18 protein-coding genes and 1 pseudogene are annotated in these 18145 nt (G+C 43.6%); 9 read left to right on the top strand and 10 right to left on the bottom strand.

Translation table 11 applies throughout. The annotated features are described in order from the left end of the window. Positions 1–91: 91 nt before the first annotated feature. Genes G458_RS0105695 through G458_RS0105680 form a run of 4 tightly spaced genes read left to right on the top strand, consistent with a single transcriptional unit; the run spans position 92 to position 4106 of the window. On the top strand, positions 92–1420 hold the full coding sequence (locus G458_RS0105695; RefSeq protein ID WP_026951048.1) for an FGGY-family carbohydrate kinase: 1329 nt from the start codon (positions 92–94) through the stop codon (positions 1418–1420). Positions 1421–1435: 15 nt separating this feature from the next. Further along, positions 1436–2194 carry a (Fe-S)-binding protein gene (locus G458_RS0105690; protein WP_035467820.1) on the top strand — a complete coding sequence of 253 codons (759 nt, stop codon included), beginning with the start codon at positions 1436–1438 and terminating at the stop codon, positions 2192–2194. Continuing rightward, on the top strand, positions 2191–3549 hold the full coding sequence (locus G458_RS0105685; protein WP_026951046.1) for a lactate utilization protein B: 1359 nt from the start codon (positions 2191–2193) through the stop codon (positions 3547–3549). Before G458_RS0105690 ends, G458_RS0105685 begins: the two co-directional genes overlap by 4 nt. Then, positions 3546–4106 carry a LutC/YkgG family protein gene (locus G458_RS0105680; protein ID WP_026951045.1) on the top strand — a complete coding sequence of 187 codons (561 nt, stop codon included), beginning with the start codon at positions 3546–3548 and terminating at the stop codon, positions 4104–4106. The genes G458_RS0105685 and G458_RS0105680 overlap by 4 nt, the downstream gene beginning before the upstream one ends. Here the strand turns inward: G458_RS0105680 and G458_RS0105675 are convergent. From G458_RS0105675 to G458_RS0105665, 3 genes are all read right to left on the bottom strand, one after another. Continuing rightward, positions 4086–5405: a sensor histidine kinase gene (locus tag G458_RS0105675; RefSeq protein WP_026951044.1), complete on the bottom strand. Its 1320-nt coding sequence runs from the start codon at positions 5403–5405 to the stop codon at positions 4086–4088. The genes G458_RS0105680 and G458_RS0105675 overlap by 21 nt on opposite strands. A gap of 85 nt (positions 5406–5490) precedes the next feature. Next, the gene (locus G458_RS0105670) at positions 5491–5871 is read right to left on the bottom strand and encodes a VOC family protein (RefSeq protein WP_026951043.1); all 381 of its coding nucleotides are present in this window, start codon (positions 5869–5871) and stop codon (positions 5491–5493) included. A gap of 184 nt (positions 5872–6055) precedes the next feature. Further along, on the bottom strand, positions 6056–7096 hold the full coding sequence (locus G458_RS0105665; RefSeq protein WP_026951042.1) for a 6-bladed beta-propeller: 1041 nt from the start codon (positions 7094–7096) through the stop codon (positions 6056–6058). A 108-nt stretch (positions 7097–7204) separates the two neighbouring features. Between G458_RS0105665 and G458_RS0105660 the strand changes: the two genes are divergently transcribed. From G458_RS0105660 to trhA, 5 genes and pseudogenes are all read left to right on the top strand, one after another. Further along, complete coding sequence (locus tag G458_RS0105660) at positions 7205–8035, top strand: sugar phosphate isomerase/epimerase family protein (protein WP_026951041.1); 831 nt, start codon at positions 7205–7207, stop codon at positions 8033–8035. 109 nt (positions 8036–8144) lie between these two features. Continuing rightward, a pseudogene (locus G458_RS22050) lies at positions 8145–8978 on the top strand (OmpA family protein). Positions 8979–9004: 26 nt separating this feature from the next. Further along, entirely contained in the window at positions 9005–9367 is a 363-nt protein-coding gene (locus G458_RS20250; protein WP_035467819.1) for an SdpI family protein, read from the top strand. A gap of 230 nt (positions 9368–9597) precedes the next feature. Beyond that, positions 9598–10194: a DUF2911 domain-containing protein gene (locus G458_RS0105645; protein WP_026951039.1), complete on the top strand. Its 597-nt coding sequence runs from the start codon at positions 9598–9600 to the stop codon at positions 10192–10194. A 113-nt stretch (positions 10195–10307) separates the two neighbouring features. Then, positions 10308–10955, top strand: a complete 648-nt coding sequence (gene trhA, locus G458_RS0105640; RefSeq protein WP_026951038.1) for a PAQR family membrane homeostasis protein TrhA — start codon at positions 10308–10310, stop codon at positions 10953–10955. Positions 10956–11191: 236 nt separating this feature from the next. Here the strand turns inward: trhA and G458_RS0105635 are convergent, their stop codons facing one another. The 7 genes from G458_RS0105635 to G458_RS0105605 all read right to left on the bottom strand — a co-directional run bounded on the left by G458_RS0105635 (position 11192) and on the right by G458_RS0105605 (position 17874). Beyond that, a complete protein-coding gene (locus G458_RS0105635; protein WP_026951037.1) occupies positions 11192–12214 on the bottom strand; it encodes a proline iminopeptidase-family hydrolase in 1023 nt (340 codons plus the stop codon). Positions 12215–12418: 204 nt separating this feature from the next. Then, positions 12419–12688 carry a Txe/YoeB family addiction module toxin gene (locus tag G458_RS0105630; protein ID WP_026951036.1) on the bottom strand — a complete coding sequence of 90 codons (270 nt, stop codon included), beginning with the start codon at positions 12686–12688 and terminating at the stop codon, positions 12419–12421. Continuing rightward, positions 12685–12945 carry a hypothetical protein gene (locus G458_RS0105625; protein WP_026951035.1) on the bottom strand — a complete coding sequence of 87 codons (261 nt, stop codon included), beginning with the start codon at positions 12943–12945 and terminating at the stop codon, positions 12685–12687. Before G458_RS0105625 ends, G458_RS0105630 begins: the two co-directional genes overlap by 4 nt. 174 nt (positions 12946–13119) lie before the next feature. Next, entirely contained in the window at positions 13120–14286 is a 1167-nt protein-coding gene (locus G458_RS0105620; protein WP_026951034.1) for a Gfo/Idh/MocA family protein, read from the bottom strand. 92 nt (positions 14287–14378) lie between these two features. Next, positions 14379–15401, bottom strand: coding sequence for a sugar phosphate isomerase/epimerase family protein (locus G458_RS0105615; RefSeq protein WP_026951033.1), 1023 nt, complete (start codon positions 15399–15401; stop codon positions 14379–14381). A gap of 106 nt (positions 15402–15507) precedes the next feature. Beyond that, positions 15508–16716 carry a cupin domain-containing protein gene (locus G458_RS0105610; protein ID WP_026951032.1) on the bottom strand — a complete coding sequence of 403 codons (1209 nt, stop codon included), beginning with the start codon at positions 16714–16716 and terminating at the stop codon, positions 15508–15510. Between the two features lie 99 nt (positions 16717–16815). Further along, complete coding sequence (locus G458_RS0105605; protein ID WP_026951031.1) at positions 16816–17874, bottom strand: aldose 1-epimerase family protein; 1059 nt, start codon at positions 17872–17874, stop codon at positions 16816–16818. Positions 17875–18145 lie beyond the last annotated feature (271 nt).

Raw genomic sequence — 18145 nt, 5'->3', positions numbered from 1 at the left:
ATTGGAAAATTGAAGTATTGGAAGATTGAAAGATTGGCTTCAATAACCCTCTCAAACCTCCTAAATCACAACTCGTAACTCGTACCTCTAAATGTCCAGAACTCCCGTTACCGCTGTCTTTGATATCGGGAAGACGAACAAGAAATTCTTCCTTTTTGATCAAGACCTCAAGGAAGTTTACCATACCTATACCCGCTTGGAAGCCATCCCTGATGAGGATGGTTTTCCCAGCGAACCCGTTCTCCCCATGCGGGAATGGATGCTGGAAACCTTCAAGAAAGCCTTGGAATTTCCTGAATTTGAAATCCAAAAACTGAATTTTTCCGGTCATGGAGCCTCCTTCGTGCATACGGACGAATCAGGAGAACCGGTCACTCCCCTGTACGATTACCTAAAGCCCTTTCCGGAGGAATTGCTCGAAAAATTTTACTCAGAGAACGGGGGTAAAATGGCTTTTTGCCAGCAAACCTCCTCCCCTCCCTTGGCCATGCTGAATTCCGGACTTCAGATCTATTTCCTGAAACATGCCAAGCCGGAGAAATTTGAAAAAGTAAAGCATTGCTTGCATCTCCCTCAGTTTCTCAGCCTGATATTCACAGGCCAGATGATTTCTGACTACACCAGCATAGGCTGCCATACCGGCTTGTGGGATTTTGGCAAAATGGATTACCACGATTGGGTCAGAAGGGAAGGTATCGAACCATTACTGTCTCCTATTTTGCCTGGAGGCTCTTTGCTTCAAACCAAGCCTGAATTGGGCAGTATTCCTTGTGGAATTGGGGTTCATGACTCATCCGGGGCTTTGTTGCCCTATTTAAAGCAGGAGAAAAACCCTTTTGTCCTACTTTCCACCGGCACCTGGGCGATCAGCATCAATCCTTTCAACAAAACCCCGCTTACTGAGGCAGAATTGAATCAGGATTGTCTGCAGTTTTTGAGCATTTCCGGAGATCCCATCAAGATTTCACGGCTCTTTATCGGAGAGGAGCATAAATACCAGGTCGAACAAATGTATAACTACTGGAGCCTTCCCTTAGGCACCTATAAAAGGTTACGATTTGAAAAGACTCTTTTTAAAAAAGTAGCCCAATATCCTGACAAGCGAATCGGGTTTCAGTATCTGAAGCCACAGGATTACGGTCTTAAAAAAGCAGAAAAATCAGATTGGGGTTCGTTCCCCGAATTTACAGAAGCCTATTATACCTTTATTCATGAGCTGACAGATATCCAAGTAGCTTCCCTAAAGCTGGTACTGAAGGGTGCCGAAGTGGACAGGATTTATGTGGACGGCGGATTTAATGCCAACGACATCTTCCTGGAAATGCTTCGTATCAAACTTCCCGGCAAGGAGATCATTCCGAGTGATTTTCCGAATGGGTCTGCCCTGGGTGCTGCCATGCTCGTGAATATGAATCCTTGATCTTATATTCCCCAAATGAATATTCATTCCCCTCATATCGGCCTTTTCATTCCTTGCTATGTGGATCAGTTTTATCCCAAAGTCGGGGTTGCAACACTCGAGCTTTTGGAGAACTTGGGCTGCAGGGTATCCTATCCCATGGATCAAACCTGCTGTGGACAGCCTATGGCCAATGCGGGATATGAGCGAGATACAATAGGGACTTCAGAGCGATTTATCGACATTTTTGGCGAATACGATTACGTGGTCGCCCCCTCTGGGAGCTGCGTTCTTCATGTCAAAGAGCATTTCCCAAAAATCCAGGGAAAAGAGGAAGCCCAGCATCAACTCCATCACAAAATTTTTGAATTGACGGAGTTTCTGACCGATGTCCTGAAAATCGACAAGCCAACAGGAAAATTCCCCCATCGGGTTGGATATCACGCGTCCTGTCATGGACAAAGAGGCCTGAGGCTTGCCTCCAGTTCAGAAATGAATATTTCCCCTTTTAACAAAGCCAAAATGCTTCTGGAAAACCTAGAAGGTCTGGAATGGGTTGAACTTTCCCGGAAAGATGAATGCTGTGGATTTGGAGGAACCTTTGCCGTCACCGAGGAGGCCCTCTCTCTGAGAATGGGAAAAGACCGATTGGAAGATCATCTAGCCCATGAAGTAGAAATTCTTACTGGAGGAGACATGTCCTGCATCATGCATTTGCAGGGAATAGCCAGCCGTGAAGGAAGAAAAATCCAATTCATGCATTTGGCAGAAATTCTTAACCAAGCGATGAAATGAGCCACCCACAAGCTGCAAGCGAGTTTTTAAAAGACCAAGCCAAAGCCAAGTGGCATGATGAAACGCTGTGGTTTGTGCGGGATAAACGCGACCGGATCAGCAAGAGCATTCCTGAGTGGGAAGACCTTCGCAACCTTGCCTCTGAAATCAAGGACAATGTTCTATCGAATTTGGAGAACTATCTGGTGGAGTTTGAAAAAAATGCCTTGAAAAATGGAATCCACATCCACTGGGCGAAAGATGCCGAAGAGCATAATCAAATCGTTCTCGGGATTCTTCAAAAGCAAAAATGCACTGCCATTGTCAAAAGCAAATCCATCTTGACAGAGGAGTGCCATCTTAATCCGTATCTGGAAAAAAACGGAATTGAGGTCGTAGATACGGATCTGGGTGAGCGGATTGTCCAATTCCTCAATCAGCCTCCAAGTCACATCGTTCTGCCCGCCATCCACCTCAAAAAGGGAGAAATCTCAGAGCTTTTTCATGAAAAGCTCGCTACTGAAAAAGGAAACGAGGACCCAGCCTATCTGACAAATGCTGCCCGGCTTCACCTTCGGGAGAAATTTTTGGGGGCCAAAGTAGCCATCACTGGGGTAAATTTTGGGGTAGCAGAGACGGGTGAATTTGTGGTTTGTACTAATGAAGGAAATGCAGACATGGGCGTACATCTGGCAGACGTACACATCGCCTGCATGGGAATCGAAAAGCTCATACCCAGACGAGCGGATTTGGGGGTGTTTTTGAGACTGTTAGCCCGATCTGCCACCGGTCAGCCAGTTACCAATTACAATTCCCACTTCCGAAGTCCTTCACCCGGAAAGGAAATCCACATCGTCCTCTTGGACAATGGCCGAACAGCTCAACTGGCCAGAGAAAAATTCAGAAATTCACTGAAATGCATACGCTGTGGTGCCTGTATGAACACTTGCCCTATCTACCGAAGAAGCGGAGGATACAGTTACGGAAGCACTGTGCCTGGCCCGATTGGTTCTATTCTTTCACCTGGGTTGGACATGAAGAAACACAGCACTTTGCCATTTGCTTCAACTCTTTGCGGCAGCTGCACGGATGTGTGTCCGGTTAAGATCAATATCCATGAGCAGCTCTATGAATGGAGGCAGGAAATCACCAAAACCCATGGAGAATTAGGCAAAAGCCTGTCCATGAAATTGGCCAGCGCACTTTTCAAAAGTCCTTTGGCCTACAAGATCTCCGGCAATGTGATGAGATCTGCTCTTAAAAACCTTCCCAAATCCCTAATCTATCATCCAATCAACAGTTGGGGAAAAGGCCGAAACCTTCCAGAGACACCTTCGGAGTCTTTTAAAGCATGGTACCAAAAGAATCGATCATGAGTAGTCGGAAAAAAATCTTAAATGCAATCCGTGGAATTTCGAGAGAAGAAAAACCTCTCCCCTCCCTTCCGGATTATGGAGTATCGGGAAATTTGGAGGAAGCTTTTTCCCAATCCATATTAGGCAATAAAGGGGAAATCCTAACAACCCTAGAACTGGAAGCTTGGATAAAAGAGCAGAGGTTTGAAAAAGTGATTGCTTTGGCTGCTGGTTTTGAGCAATATTCCAATTTTGAAACTCCCTCAGACCCACATGAATTGGACGATTTAAACCTTGCCATTCTGGAAGGCCAGTTTGGAGTAGCAGAAAACGGAGCAATCTGGCTAGATGACAGCCAGCTGAAGCATCGTGTATTACCCTTTATTACAGAGCATTTGGTTTTGATTTTAGAAAAGAAAAACCTGTATCCTACCCTTCACCAGGCCTATCAAAAAATCGGTAATGAATTCTCCGGCTTTGGATTGTTTGTGGCTGGACCTTCCAAAACTGCTGATATCGAGCAGTCTTTAGTAATTGGAGCCCATGGAGCCAAGAGTTTAAGGGTGGTTTTGATTTGAGTTTCGGGCAATTTCGAGATAAAAAAGGTTTTCATTTTCCCTTTCAATCTGATATCCCAATCGCATTCCAAGACTATCCGCAATCTTCTTACAAAGCGACAGACCAAGCCCTGCTCCTTTTTCTTTTTGGGTTCCCAAGGAGCTCTTACCCTTAAACTCAAACAAAAACAGTTGTTGATTTTCAGTGATGGTTTCTCCGGGGTTTCTCACTTCCCATCGAATCAAATCTGGCTTCACAATCAGTCTAAGCCCTATAGTCTCCCCGGCTTTGGTAAACTTGACTGCATTATCCAAAAGATTCTTGAGTATGATTTTCACTTCCTTGATCTCGAGCAACATGTGCTGGTTTTCACCTATCAGCTCAAATTCCAAATTTTGGCTTTTGTTAATCGCTTCTATTTGCATGGTGTCCCGCATCAATTCCCCAAGCTGAAGAAGGTCAGTCTCTTTCTTCTCGGGAGCTTTGGTATCCATTTCAGAAGTGACCCAAGCCAAGGTATTTTCCAAAACTTGATTCAGTTGAAAACTCTGAGACTTGAGTTTCGCCAAAATCTGAGCTAAATCTTCCTCTTCCAAAACTCCTTGGTCCACAAGCCCCAAAGTAGCACTTAAGGTGCCGATCGGCCCTCTCAAATCATGCGAAAGCAACGCGATAAGTTCATTTTTCTTCTGATTGAGAGAGGTCAATTCTGCCAATTGCCTTTCATTTACTTTTTGGAGTTCTAGGAGATTTTCTTGTTGCCTCCGGTAGTTGATGATGAGTAAATAAATCCCTATAAAAATAAAAACCGCACACAAGGCTATGGAAATTGCATTGTCCCAAAAAAGGTCTTGGAGGTTTTTATAGTTCTTTGAAACCAAAACCAATCCCTCAATTTCCAAATAAAAAAGGAGCAAGTAACTTCCAATGCAGGCGAGCCACCAGATCAGATTAAATGGGTTTTTAAAAAAAATGGCGACCGCAACTATGAAAACAAATAAGTTGAAAATTGTAGGGCCCTGGAAACCGTCATTGAAATAGTAATTGACCAGAGAAAATATCAAAATTAACCCGAGCATCAGGTTGATAGACAGGAAGAACCTGTTGTATCGAACCATCAGGACAAAGCAGCCCATAAAAAGTAAGGCGTAGACGACCCGGATTTTTCCCAAAATCGGATTTAATCCCAGAATATAATCCGTAAATCCAAAAAGGATAATTGCTGAAAATGTCAATAAGACGAATATGACTGCAATCCTGTGCTGCAACTGCTCAAGATTGGCAGGATTTTCCTGCATTTTAAAAAGCCTTTTCAACATGGATAAAAATTCAAGTCCGGAATTTCAAAACTACTAAAGTTATTTCCAAGACTATTAGGGAGTCCCAAAAAAAATAGCAAATGGTTTAAGCTCTCGAATGTACCGCTACTCGATTTCCTTCAGTATCAATCAACACGCCCATATATCCGATATCAGGGGCGATCATCCTTTTGGGTATCTGAACTTTGCCTCCTGCTTTTTCTACTCTGGCCAGTTCTACCGAACAATCTTCGGAAGAAAAATAAACCAAGGCTCCATATTCTCCACTGGGCTTGTAAAACTCTTTATGATAGACCAAACTTCCTCCGGCACCTTTTCCTTCTTCATTCCAAGGAAACCAGGCCATCTGGAAATCACCCATAATCTGTTTGTCTAGTGAGCATTCAAATACTTCTTCATAAAATTTGATGGCCCTGTCCATATCTTGAACAGGTATTTCAAACCATCCTACAGTTACTGATTTCATAGTGAGGCGATTTTGGTTATTAGTTATTGGTTATTGGTTATTGAGTTATTGGTGGCGTGAATGGGGATTACACTTAACCCCATCGCTTCGGTCTTCCCTCTTCTGTCTTCGGTCTTCCCCCCTCGGTCTTCGGTCTCCCCTCTTCGGTCTTCCGTCCCCCTTCTTTCACCCTCCTCCCATCATCCTAAACCCTTGTCAATTTGATGGGATAAGTCTTCCCGGCATTCCATTGGCAGACGTAGATATTCTCATCCTGATCGATGCATACATCGTGGCAATGCTTGAAAACAGGCTCCTTTTGTACCATCAGCTGCAATTGTCCATCTCGATATTCCGGAGCAGTCCCCCCGGGATTGGAGACTACCAGATTGTTTTGGTCAAGAATAGTCACAAAGCCAGAATTATCAGTCTGCTCCAAATACTTTAATCTCGACCAGCAAACTCCTGCATAGAGATTTTCGCCATGGATAACAGGGCGGCATACAAATGCACCGGGAAGGAAAATCGTCTCGATATATTGCCCATCCAGAGTAAATCGCTTGAAAGAGTTGTGACCTCGGGAAGTACACAGCAAGGTGGGTTCCTTTCCTCCTCTGGCATCAACGGCAATTCCATGAGCCGTACTGAACTGTGCATCACCCTGTCCCGGTCCACCGAATTTCCGAATGAACTTCCCGTTTTTATCATACTGCAAAAAGTACTGTGAGCCATACCCATCAGCGATGTAAAGATCCCCATTGGGTCCAATGGCCGTTTCAGTAGGTACCCAGCGCATTTTCTCTTCATAAACACCCTCCTGAATCGGTGAAACCACTTCTGATACTACCTGGCCACCAAGGGTAGTTTTGACCACACGGCCTCCATTATCCACGATCCATAGGTATTCTGCATCCCCTTCATCCACCAAAGAGAGCCCGTGAGCACGATCCAGGCCCAAGGTCCAGGAGTCCAAAAGCTTGCCGCCTTGGTCATAAATCAGGACATTGTTTTTGACTTCGTCAGTCAAGAGAATCATCCGGCCTTTTCGATCCATAACCATTTCATGGCAGTTGACCACAGGATACTTGTCCGGGTCCAGATTTCCCCAAGATGGGTCGATTTTGTATTTGAAATCGCCGTGACCAAGTATTTGATCTTGGGCTGCAAAAAGTGAGAAATTGGGTTGAATAGTCATAGCAAGTCCTGCGAGGGAGGTATTTTGGATAAATCTTCTTCGGGAATTCATAAGTGTAGGTAATTCTTTGAATTTAGGGAAAAATTGATTGAAATGGGAAAGGAATCCTGCAGGATAAAATGGTTTTTCCTAGATTAGAGTGACTTAAATCCAAAACCTATGAAATTCAAGTTCTTATTCCTTTTCTTACTAATGATCAGTTCGATGGGGCTCAAAGCCCAAGAAATAGCTCTTCAGTTGTATTCTCTAAGAAATCAAATCCCTTCTGATCCGGCAAAATATCATAAAATGATTGCGGAATGGGGGATTTATGCCGTGGAAGGCGGAGGAGGATACGGAATGTCGGATACCGAGTACAAAAAATTACTTGCAGACAATAATCTACGGGTAGTTGGAGTCGGGGCGGATTACAACAAGCTCAAAACCGACCCTCAAGCCATTCTTTCAGAGGCCAAGAAATATGGGGCAAAGTTTGCCACTTGCTATTGGATTCCCCATCCTGATGGCCCAATAAGTATGGAAATGACCAAAGAGGCCGTGGATTTGTTTAACAAAGCAGGAGAGATGTTTGCTAAAGAGGGAGTCACTTTGACATACCATCCTCACGGCTATGAATTTATGGATGCCGGAGAGGGAGTGCCTATGGATTACCTACTAGAAAATGCAAAGCATTACCAGTTCAATATGGATGTGTATTGGGTGAAAATGGGAGGAGGGGATCCTTTGGCAATCATGCAGGCTTATCCGGGTAAATTCCCTCAGCTCCACCTTAAAGACCGCAAAAAAGGTACTCCCGGGTCCACTGACGGTCACGGAGACGTAGAAACAAATGTAGTCTTGGGTACTGGGGACATTGATATAGCAGGTCTCATTCGCGAGGCGAAAAAGCAGGGAACCACCTTCCTGGTCATCGAAGACGAAAGCTCCAGATCTGTACAGCAAATCCCGCAAAGTGTAGCATTTATTCGAACTATTCTCAGTCAAGACTGAGGGAAAGATTCAATTTCTTGGTTAGTTTTATAGGCAGATCTGTAATAAGTTTTTTTTAGGTCAGCTTTTGAATTTATCCACTCTTCCACTTTCCATAATTCCTTTTTAAATGAAATTTCAAATCATTTCTTGCTTGTTTTTGATTTCACTGACAGAAATCTCCTTCGCTCAAAACTCCACTAAATGTCAAGAACGAGAGCTGTTTTCTTCTCTTCCGAATCATGAATTGACCACTTGTGAATTCAGGGAGTTTGACACTTTCTCAATTTATTCCCAAGATCCCAGTGGAAACAGAATTTCCGAATCCAAGGAAGGTGAAAAGTCCGTGACAAATTATCGCTGGATGGGTGAGTGGGATTCCAGACCTTCTCAAGCCCTTATTTATCGAAATTACCAAAATGCAGTCGAGAAAATCGGGGGCAAATTACTCTACTCCGGTAGTGCTGCCTATTTCTATTTTGAGAAATCCGGGGAGAAGCACTGGATGGAAGTCAATACCGATGGAAGTGGATATTATCAGGTCACTGTGATCCGGGAGGAACCTATGAACCAGTACGTGACGCTGACTGCCAAAGACATCCAAAAACAGATGACTGAAGAAGGCCAAGTCGCTTTCTATGGAATCCAATTTGATACGGACCAAGCCATAATCAAACCTGAATCCCAGGAGACTTTGCAGGAAATGGCAAATTACCTCAAGTCCTCCCCCACTACTAAAGTTTACCTAGTAGGACATACCGATAACACCGGCAGCCCTGAACACAACCTCTAGCTATCCCGGCAAAGGGCTGAAGCTGTAGCTCAATACCTAGTCCAAAATTTCCAAATTCCTCAAGCTCAAATTCAACCCGAAGGCGTCGGAGATCTAAGCCCACTAGCCAATAATTTGACCGAAGAGGGAAAAGCTAAAAACCGAAGAGTAGTCATGGTATTGAGAAAATAAACCAGAAATCATTTCCCTAAATCGCAATGTCCCTTCATTTTGCAAGTAGCTTATTTTGGATTCCTATGACCACGGGTTTGATTTTTCTGTTGGTAGAAGGAATGATGAAAAAATACCCTCCTGAGGAAATCAATGGGCTTTATGGATTCAGGACGCGTAGATCCATGCAAAGCCAAGAAGCTTGGGACTTTGCCCAGACCAAAGGGGCCAATCAAATGATTCTGGCGGGGAAAATTGGTTTGCTTTTGGGACTGCTAGGCCTTTTTATCCCTCTTTCGGGAAAATTGGATCTTTTACTGGGATTGATTTGGGTCTTTGCCGCTTGTGGAGGAATGATCTATTCTGTAGAAAGAGCACTCATTCAAAAGTTTGAAAAGCCGTATAAATAAATCTGATTATACGCTTTTCTGCCAGTAGTTGAATATTCCCCATGATTTTGGGTTGGAAGACCGAATAAATCAAAGAATTGGCTATTACTGGATCATTTAACCATAGAATACAGCTACTGGCAGAGTCCCGTATATCTATACATATAAATTTCCTTAAGGGAAAGACCACCGACTATTTCAAAACATCCCTTAATTTTAAAGGTTACCAAAAAAACATAACCCAAACTCAAATGAGACAACACAAATTAATTCTACTTGCCTTTGCGCTTTTTATCACTTCCTCTTTTGCGGCCATGGCGCAGCTTCAGCAGCCTGCCCTTAGCCCGGCGGCTACTGTAAGTCAAGTGGTTGGTTTTACCAAAATCAGCATTGATTATTCTTCACCTGCTGTGAAAGGGAGAAAAATTTTCGGAGAAATCGAAAAATACGGGGTGACCTGGAGAGCTGGAGCAAATGCCCAAACGATCATCGAATTCAGCACAGGAGTAAGTGTGGGAGGCAAAAATCTCAGAGCTGGAAGATACTCCATCTTCATGACTCCAACTGAATCCGGAGACTGGACTGTGCACCTAAACAGCAAAGCAGCTTCTGTTTTTGCTTACATGAAAGATGGCAAAATCGATGAAGAAGCAGTAGCTAAAGATGATGCTGTATCCTTCAAAGCTACTACCGAGAGAGGTGGAAATACCGAAAGACTTCAGTACCATATCTCTGCCAATGACAACAAAGTGGCTCATATCACGATGGCTTTTGAAGGGGTAAAAGTTACCTTCCCGGTGGACACTCAAGTAGATCAGAAAATGGAGCAGTTTAAAACTCAGTTTTAAGCATCACTAAATTTTATAAAGCTTTAAAGTCCTGACCATTCTTGGCAGGACTTTTTTAATTTAAAGTAGTAAAACTGGAAAGGATTAAAAGATTTTAAGTATCTACCAAGCCCATGCAAAAATCTGTAAAAAGAGCCCAAACGGACAAGGAGGAAAATCTCAATGCCTGGACGCATGGTTTTGGATTGCTACTGGGAATCATTGGCATTCCATTTTTGATTTCAAAAGCATGGCAACCGGAAGACTTTAAGTATCTCTTAGGCGCCTCCACCTTCAGTCTCGGAATCTTGATGGTTTATGGGTTTTCAACTGCCTATCATGCGGCAAAGAACCCTAAGAAAAAGGCCAAACTTCAGATCATGGACCATGTCTCGATTTATTTTCTGATCGCAGGTTCCTATACGCCCATGGTTTTGGCCATACTGAAGACTGACAAAGCAATTTTATTTCTGTCCATCATTTGGGCTTCTGTCCTGATCGGCACTTTTTTCAAACTTTTCTTTACTGGAAAATTCAAGACTCTTTCCGTAGTGATTTATCTAACTATGGGCTGGTTGGCTGTTTTCTTTCTCAAAGATTTGGTTGACCGGCTATCTCTTGAAATATTGGTTTGGATAGGTCTTGGAGGATTGAGCTATACCTTGGGAGTTATTTTTTATGTGCAAAGCAACCGGCCGTACTTTCATACCTTATGGCATTTATTTGTTTTAGGTGGTACTGCGGCTCACTTTGTAGCCGTGTACCAATTACAAATTATTTAATATGATAATCCGCAATTGCACCACAATCCAAAATTCCTTTGGTTTGGCGGTCGGAAGTCCGAAGACCGAAGCTGACTAAAACTGAACTTCAATCGGGATTTTATTCACATTGTAAGGCCTACTGGTAAGAAAGCGGATATACATATTATTTAAATTTTCCATGCTCATTCTGAAATCGAAAAAAGAGCCCAACCCTTCCGAATTGGACTCCTTTGGATTATTGACTTGCTTTTAGATCAAAATGAGCCAGAATCTACATCCTTGATAAATTGGATCACCCCAGGAAAGAAATGCTCCGGATCGTCATATTGGCTCAAATGGCTACCATTGGGGCAAAGTAAAAAGCGCCCATTTTTCACCTCTTTGGACATCCATTCCATGTGTTTGGGATCCATGGTGTCGTGCGTGGCTCCCACCACTAAGGTCGGAACGGTGATGGATTTCAACTGATCACGGACATCCCAACCTTCCAAACTTGCTCCTGCCGTGATGCCGAATTCACTATGCCCTTGCATAAACACATAGACGTTGGGATTAACCTGCTCCATGGTCTGATTGATTTCGGCGGGCCACTGATCCAAGGGTTTGCGAAGGACATGCAAGGGATAATGATGCTCCATCAGAAGCTCCATGTATCTGGGATTTTCGAAATCTCCTTTTCGCTCGATTTCCATAATCTCAGCAAATACCTCTTTTGGCATTTGAGGACCCAAAACTTGCTTGGCGTATTGCTCATATTCGTCCAAGCTGGACATCATATTGCAAATGATCAAGCCTTTTAGATTTTCCTGATGCCTGAAAGCATATTCCATGGAAAGCATTCCACCCCAAGACTGGCCAAGGAGGAAAAAATTATCCTTATTGAGTCCCAATGCCTTTCTGACTTGCTCCACTTCATCTACAAAGCGCTCGATAGTCCATAGCGACGAATCCTCCGGCTGGTCTGAATGGGCCGATCCCAACTGATCATACCAGATAAATTCAATGCCTTCCTGAGGAAAATAATCTTTAAAATTTGCATACTGTAAATGGGACATCCCAGGACCGCCATGCAGGAGCAAGACTTTCATAGTCGGATTGTCACCTACCCGCTTGGTAAACACCTTGAATTTTCCTTTAGGAGTTTGGATTGGGATCATCCGCACGCCTTCTTCAGTGACTTCCGTTGTATCAGCCTGAACATCCTCGCTTTGGGTTTTGGATTGGCAGGAGAATAAGACAACCACTAAGACTAGGCACAGGAAAACACTTTTTCTCATATTCAAAAGTTAGTTTGGTTCTTTCCAAGTTAACCGAAAGGAAGTTGGAATTCAAATTTCCCACCTCAGCCCTAGATTCTTGAAAAAAGAAAACTCAAACCTTTCGATTTGAGTGTTTCAAGAGTGGAAAATTGAATCCTTAACGCTAACTAAAAATAAATTCGCTCAATTCTAAGGGAGTGTCCAATATCATAAATAAAATGCCTAATAATGACCAAAAGCTGACACCACTGTGACTACAACTCTATCGCCGTCAATAAAATAAACAAGGCGATGTTCTTGATTTATCCTTCTTGACCATAATCCTGAAAGGTTATTTTTCAAACGCTCTGGCTTACCTGTACCTGTCTCTGGATGTTCTTCAAGTTCTTTGAGAAGTTTTTTCAACTTCCTCAATAAGGGTTTATTTCCAGATTCAACGATCTTCTCGATATCTTTAATCGCATCTGGACGATAAACAATATTGAACTTCATATCACATCAAAAAGCTTTTTAATTGCCTCTTCAGATAATTTTACTGATTCAATATCTCCAGATTCCATTTCTTTTTTTCTTCTAAGAATCTCCTTAACAACTTCAGGGTTGTCAAAAAATGGATCACCACTAGGAGATGGATTTTCACTTTTTGCCAATTTCCATTCTCTAAAGCTCAACTTATACTTGCGGGCAAGCTTTCTAAACTCATCCAGCACCTCTGGTCTATCCGTCTCTATTTCAAATAGTTGTTTCATAGCATAAAGTTACAATTTAATTCCTCAACGATTCAAATTCTGGGAATGGTTCAATTAACCCCAACTAGTAAGCTAAGTCCCTCGCTTAAAATTAAAGCCAATAGCTATTCAGAAAAATGGCCCAAACCATTCGATTTGAGCCTTTTCATATTTCAAAATTTAGACTTCAGCCTTTTATACTTTCTCTACCCAATCCACCCCTGTGTCTTTCCAAGCCCTTTCATTGGCTGAGTTGATGACTGCTTCACAAACTTTCTGCGTTTCGAAAGCATCCCGGAAGGTGGGGTGGCAAGGTTCGCCCGATTGAAGGCTGTAGAAGAAATCCGCAACTTGGTGGATAAATGAATGCTCATATCCGATGGAAGTTCCCGGAATCCACCAGCGATTCATGTAGGGATGATCTCCATCAGTGATGTGAATGGATCTCCAGCCCCTTACTTTTCCTTCGTCGCTATGGTCAAAATATTCCAGTCGGTTCATGTCATGCAAATCCCAACGGATAGAAGCATGCTCTCCATTGATTTCCAAGGTGTATAGAGCTTTGTGACCTCTTGCATAGCGAGTGGCCTCAAAGAGCCCCAAGGAGCCATTGTCAAAATGACAATGAAATATACAGGCATCGTCAATGCCTACTTTTTGCACCTGACCGGTGCCTTGATGAACCCGCTCTTTGATGAAGGTCTCGGTCACGGCAGATACATCTTTGATTCCACCATTGATCCACATGGCGGTATCAATACAATGTGCCAACAAATCTCCTGTCACACCAGAACCCGCAGCCTCTACATCCAGTCTCCACAGCGCATCCCCGCCCTGAGGCAAATCCGGATTGATAGTCCAGTCCTGAAGGAAGTTGGCTCGGTAATGGAAAATCTTACCCAGCTTTCCAGAAGCTACAATGTTTTTGGCCAATGTGACCGCAGGAATTCTTCGGTAATTATACCAAACGGTGTTTTGCACTCCTGCCTCTTCCACGGCTTTGACCATTCCTTCAGCCTCAGCGACCGTTCTTGCCAATGGTTTTTCACATAGAATCATTTTACCAGCTTTAGCTGCTGCTATCGCTATTTCTGCGTGAGTATCGTTTGGGGTACAGATATCCACAGCGTCGATATCGTCCCGCTCAATGATTTTTCTCCAGTCTGTTTCATAGGAAGCATATCCCCAGCGATCTGCAAATGCCTTGGCATTTGCCTCCCGTCTAGAGCAGCAAGCTTGGAGCACGGGATTATATTCGTATTCTGGAAAAAAATCAGCCAAACGCTTGTAGCCATTGGTATGGATTCGGCCCATCAGCCCAGTGCCGATCAGACCTACTCGAATTAGTTTTTTATTACTCATGTCTTTAGAATTTGAAATTTATGTCATTTGAAATTTGAGATGAATTGAAATTGACAAACGAGAATTTCAAATCTCGAATATCAAACTTCAAATCAACCGTTCCACCCGTGTGCTTCCCTCACTTTGATCATTGCTGCGAGGATATCATTCCAGGTTTGCTGGTTTTCCATCACGGCATTGGGGAACATGCAACCATCCCAGCAGATATGCTGAAATGCCTTGGTCAACTCTCCTTTTTCATCTCTCAGCCAGTAACCGGCATCATGGGCAATATCCAACACCCCGTTAGGGTCTGTTGCTTGGCAGTGACGGCCAGTTTTATCGTGAGAGCCTGATCCAAAGACTGATCCGTCATTTTGGGCAACATGGAAATCAATCGTCCAAGGACGAAGGGCATCTGTGACAATTTTCAAAGCTGCTTTTACTGCCTCTCTGTCTTTCAATTCGGCATCCAAAGGAAGAATTCTATGGTCAGGAGCATTGTATCCCATCGTGTAAAGGAAAGTATGGGACATATCCGCCTGGAATCCTATGTTGGGGCGATTGACCATTTCCAGCAATTCCACCATATGCTTCCAGCTATGCATAGCTCCCCAGCAGATTTCGCCTTCTGCCGCAAGCTTTTCTCCAAATCCAGCAGCAACATCACAGGCTTCCTGAAAGGTCTCTGCTATCAGCTTGGTATTCCCAATGGGGTCTTTTGCCCAATCAGAGACCCCTGCCGCTGAATCAATCCTGACCACTCCGTAATGTCTCACTCCCAGATCTTTCAACTTTTGGCCAAATTCACAGGATTTGCGGACCATATCCACAAAGGTTTTGCGCTGGTCCATACTTCCCATCGCAGATCCTGCCCAAATCGGAGCCACCAGAGAACCTACATTCAGGTTGTATTTGGCAACTTTATCGGCAAGTTTTTTTGGTTCGTCAGGATTATTCAAATCAAAATGAGGCTCTAGCAGACCCACGTCGATTCCATCGAATTTCACCCCATTCACTTCCGCTGCTGCGGTCATTTGGAGCAAAGTGTCAAAGGGAATTACCGGCTCGGAATCTGGGCCTTTGCCCACTAATCCAGGCCAGGTGGCATTATGGAGTTTAGGGAAATTGTTCATGGTATTGGTTATTAGGTTATTTTGTTTATTCGATAGGTCAACGGTCCACAGTCGACAGTCAACCGTATTTAAGTTCTGTGGACTGTGGTCCGTGGTCTGTTGATAATTATTTAATTACCAAATCAGGATTATCCGGACCGAAGTGCTTTAGCATCACGATTGGATCTGTTTTGGAAAGATTCGTGATTTTCACGCCTGCTTTTGCGGCATCCTCAGACACGAAATATTCATCATGAGTCAGTTGGCCAAATCGGATCATGGCTGGAGTCTCGATATCCCAAGCACCCATTTTCCCATAGCCTTGCATCATAATAAATCCGTAGGCGGCATTGTCTTTAATCATTACTGTCTGACCTGGATACACAGTTAGCTCTTTGGCGCTATAGTCTCTGGAACGGTAGCAAATCCAGGTTTCATGATATCCTGCAGCATGCATTTCTTCCACTCCATGAACAGGACGAGGCTCCATGTAATGATTGTCCATCAGATTTGGATTCACATTCAGATCCCAGTCGATCATTTCCACCAGGAGCTCATAATCTCCCCACCGGTTTTTCGGTGTGGCATTCCAAAGCAATTCCTCAGGGATAATTGCCTCGTTCACCAAGGATTGGTACATCGCGAAGATATCGGAGGCCTTCTGAGGCTCATAGGTGCAAAGCGATCCCGGAGCATGAAGCATTCCCGGAGGTACATCCCAGCCTGTTCCTGGCTGTAATCGAAATGCCTGGGAGTAATTGGTGATTTTGTTGTCTCCTTTGGTGAAGTTTTTTAGACAATCCAGGATAGTATCCTTACTCGTCCCCGGAGCAATTCCGAAGAAGGTATAGGGAAAATCACCCCCATGATTATTGACTTGTGGAGGAAAATAATACGCTTCCGGCTTTCCGTTTTGCCCAGTCAATTTGCCAAATTCATCACTGGGATGAATATGGTGAGGCAAAGGCCCCATATTGTCAAAAAACTTGGAGTACATCGGCCAGGATTTGTATTTATCCCAAAGTCTGGAACCGATAATCTGGGCGCCCAACTCATCAATGGCATCCTTCAAAAGGAAAAGTTCTGTTTTTCCCCCTTCTTCAAAGGCGACATGGCTTAGACCTTCATTTTTGGAGGTCAATGGGCCATTTTGCGCAGCAGTGGTAGAGGCAAACCAACGCTCATCTATTCCTCCTCTGGCACCTCCCAAAGCGTAATAATCATCCGGATGAAGTTTGATCCTTCTTCCAGGCACACAAAAGGATCTCGGCACCCAGGTTGGGGTCAATCTTAAAATTCCTTCGCCCTGCTCTAGGGCCTTTTTGGCTAAACTCATGATATTGGTTATTAGGTTATTGAGTTATTTACTATTGGAAAATTGAAAGATTGGAAAATTCACCAAGCTCTCTGAATTCTTTATTTTAAACTTTAAACTTCAAACTTTAAACTCTCTTACATTTTGTCCCGTCAATACTTCCATCCTCAAGTCATAAGTTCGGCTTTCTCCCGGTTTTAAAAGAATCAGAGTTCCGTTTTCCCTAGCCTGAGCCTGACCGATGGGAGGATGAGTCGCTGGCTCAAGTGCAGTCACATACTCATTTTTACCCCAATGCTGCCAATTGATCAACCAAGGCATCTGATTTTTGGAAAAGGAGATTCTTAAGGCCAATCCCAATTCATCATTGGCATACCCACAGACGACTTTTCCGGTAGAATCTGCTTTTGGATCAATAAAAGCCACATCTTCCCCAAACCCCGAGTGCTCATCCATAGGAGCAGCGCATCGGGTAAACTCATGTTTTCTATTAAACTCGGTGTTATTGGCGTCGGTAGCTTTCGGTTTCTTTTCCCCCATCCAAACAATTCTTGTTCCTTCATCGATGAGCGGCCAGCCACAATTAATATGATAGAGCAGCATATGAGGAGCGGGAGAATTTCCCAGATTGGTGACTTTATCTTGAATTCTTATTTCAGGAACACCCAAGACACCGGAGATTTTTCGCAGCATTTCCAAGCTAGGACCGAAAGTAGCGGTCTCGCGCACTTTAGCTACAATTTCAAAGCTCAGGTCACCCGAGAAAATATCCGGCTGCTTGATGGACACCAATTCTGCAGGGGTATTGGAATAATTGCCATGTAGGCCTCTGGAACCTCCTTCGTCCACATTAGGTGGCCCGGCATTGGAAAGACCACAGGTCGTCAACAAGCCTCCCCCAAAAGTTCGGAGCCAATCGATTCCCTGATTGGAAAAAGGCTGTGGGGCTGTTATGCCAGCATGGGAAATCCAGGCTAGGCTATTTTCATTGAAAAAGGCATCCAAAATGTCAATCCCCCGATCCAGGACCAATTTATACCTTAGCCCTGTTCCGGTATTGACCCAGGCAATCCGTACTCCTTTTCCGGCCCCATTATCCAGAATAGAGGTTTCTATTCCACCGATTTGATGGGTATTGGATAGTTTGTATTTCCAGCTTCGGGAATTTCCTAGGTTCATTTTGGGATCTTGAATGAATAGGTAACCTATAAAAAAGGCCTTCAGGGACTATCCTGCCCTATCAGGATAGAAGCTTCTGATAAATCAAGATAAATACTAGTAAATAGAATATTTCGCCATTTGTCATATAATCTAAAAAAAACTACTCCCCTAACTTTAAACCTCAAAAAAAGAATCCGAATTAAAAGATCTATACCGACTATTATTCTGATTATTATAAATAATAATAAGCTTTAATACTCTTATAATCAGATTTTTACCGAAATTCATT

The sequence above is a fragment of the Algoriphagus mannitolivorans DSM 15301 genome (assembly GCF_000429425.1).
In the GTDB taxonomy this organism is placed as follows: Bacteria; Bacteroidota; Bacteroidia; order Cytophagales; family Cyclobacteriaceae; genus Algoriphagus; species Algoriphagus mannitolivorans.
Note: the sequence above shows the minus strand (reverse complement) of the source record. Positions and strands in the feature narration are given on the sequence as shown.

Bases quoted from the DNA above. Each gene is read 5' to 3' on its own strand.
- G458_RS0105695 (WP_026951048.1), top strand. From the start codon at position 92: ATGTCCAGAACTCCCGTTACCGCTGTCTTTGATATCGGGAAGACGAAC.
- G458_RS0105690 (WP_035467820.1), top strand. From the start codon at position 1,436: ATGAATATTCATTCCCCTCATATCGGCCTTTTCATTCCTTGCTATGTG.
- G458_RS0105685 (WP_026951046.1), top strand. From the start codon at position 2,191: ATGAGCCACCCACAAGCTGCAAGCGAGTTTTTAAAAGACCAAGCCAAA.
- G458_RS0105680 (WP_026951045.1), top strand. From the start codon at position 3,546: ATGAGTAGTCGGAAAAAAATCTTAAATGCAATCCGTGGAATTTCGAGA.
- G458_RS0105675 (WP_026951044.1), bottom strand. From the start codon at position 5,405: ATGTTGAAAAGGCTTTTTAAAATGCAGGAAAATCCTGCCAATCTTGAG.
- G458_RS0105670 (WP_026951043.1), bottom strand. From the start codon at position 5,871: ATGAAATCAGTAACTGTAGGATGGTTTGAAATACCTGTTCAAGATATG.
- G458_RS0105665 (WP_026951042.1), bottom strand. From the start codon at position 7,096: ATGAATTCCCGAAGAAGATTTATCCAAAATACCTCCCTCGCAGGACTT.
- G458_RS0105660 (WP_026951041.1), top strand. From the start codon at position 7,205: ATGAAATTCAAGTTCTTATTCCTTTTCTTACTAATGATCAGTTCGATG.
- G458_RS20250 (WP_035467819.1), top strand. From the start codon at position 9,005: ATGTCCCTTCATTTTGCAAGTAGCTTATTTTGGATTCCTATGACCACG.
- G458_RS0105645 (WP_026951039.1), top strand. From the start codon at position 9,598: ATGAGACAACACAAATTAATTCTACTTGCCTTTGCGCTTTTTATCACT.
- trhA (WP_026951038.1), top strand. From the start codon at position 10,308: ATGCAAAAATCTGTAAAAAGAGCCCAAACGGACAAGGAGGAAAATCTC.
- G458_RS0105635 (WP_026951037.1), bottom strand. From the start codon at position 12,214: ATGAGAAAAAGTGTTTTCCTGTGCCTAGTCTTAGTGGTTGTCTTATTC.
- G458_RS0105630 (WP_026951036.1), bottom strand. From the start codon at position 12,688: ATGAAGTTCAATATTGTTTATCGTCCAGATGCGATTAAAGATATCGAG.
- G458_RS0105625 (WP_026951035.1), bottom strand. From the start codon at position 12,945: ATGAAACAACTATTTGAAATAGAGACGGATAGACCAGAGGTGCTGGAT.
- G458_RS0105620 (WP_026951034.1), bottom strand. From the start codon at position 14,286: ATGAGTAATAAAAAACTAATTCGAGTAGGTCTGATCGGCACTGGGCTG.
- G458_RS0105615 (WP_026951033.1), bottom strand. From the start codon at position 15,401: ATGAACAATTTCCCTAAACTCCATAATGCCACCTGGCCTGGATTAGTG.
- G458_RS0105610 (WP_026951032.1), bottom strand. From the start codon at position 16,716: ATGAGTTTAGCCAAAAAGGCCCTAGAGCAGGGCGAAGGAATTTTAAGA.
- G458_RS0105605 (WP_026951031.1), bottom strand. From the start codon at position 17,874: ATGAACCTAGGAAATTCCCGAAGCTGGAAATACAAACTATCCAATACC.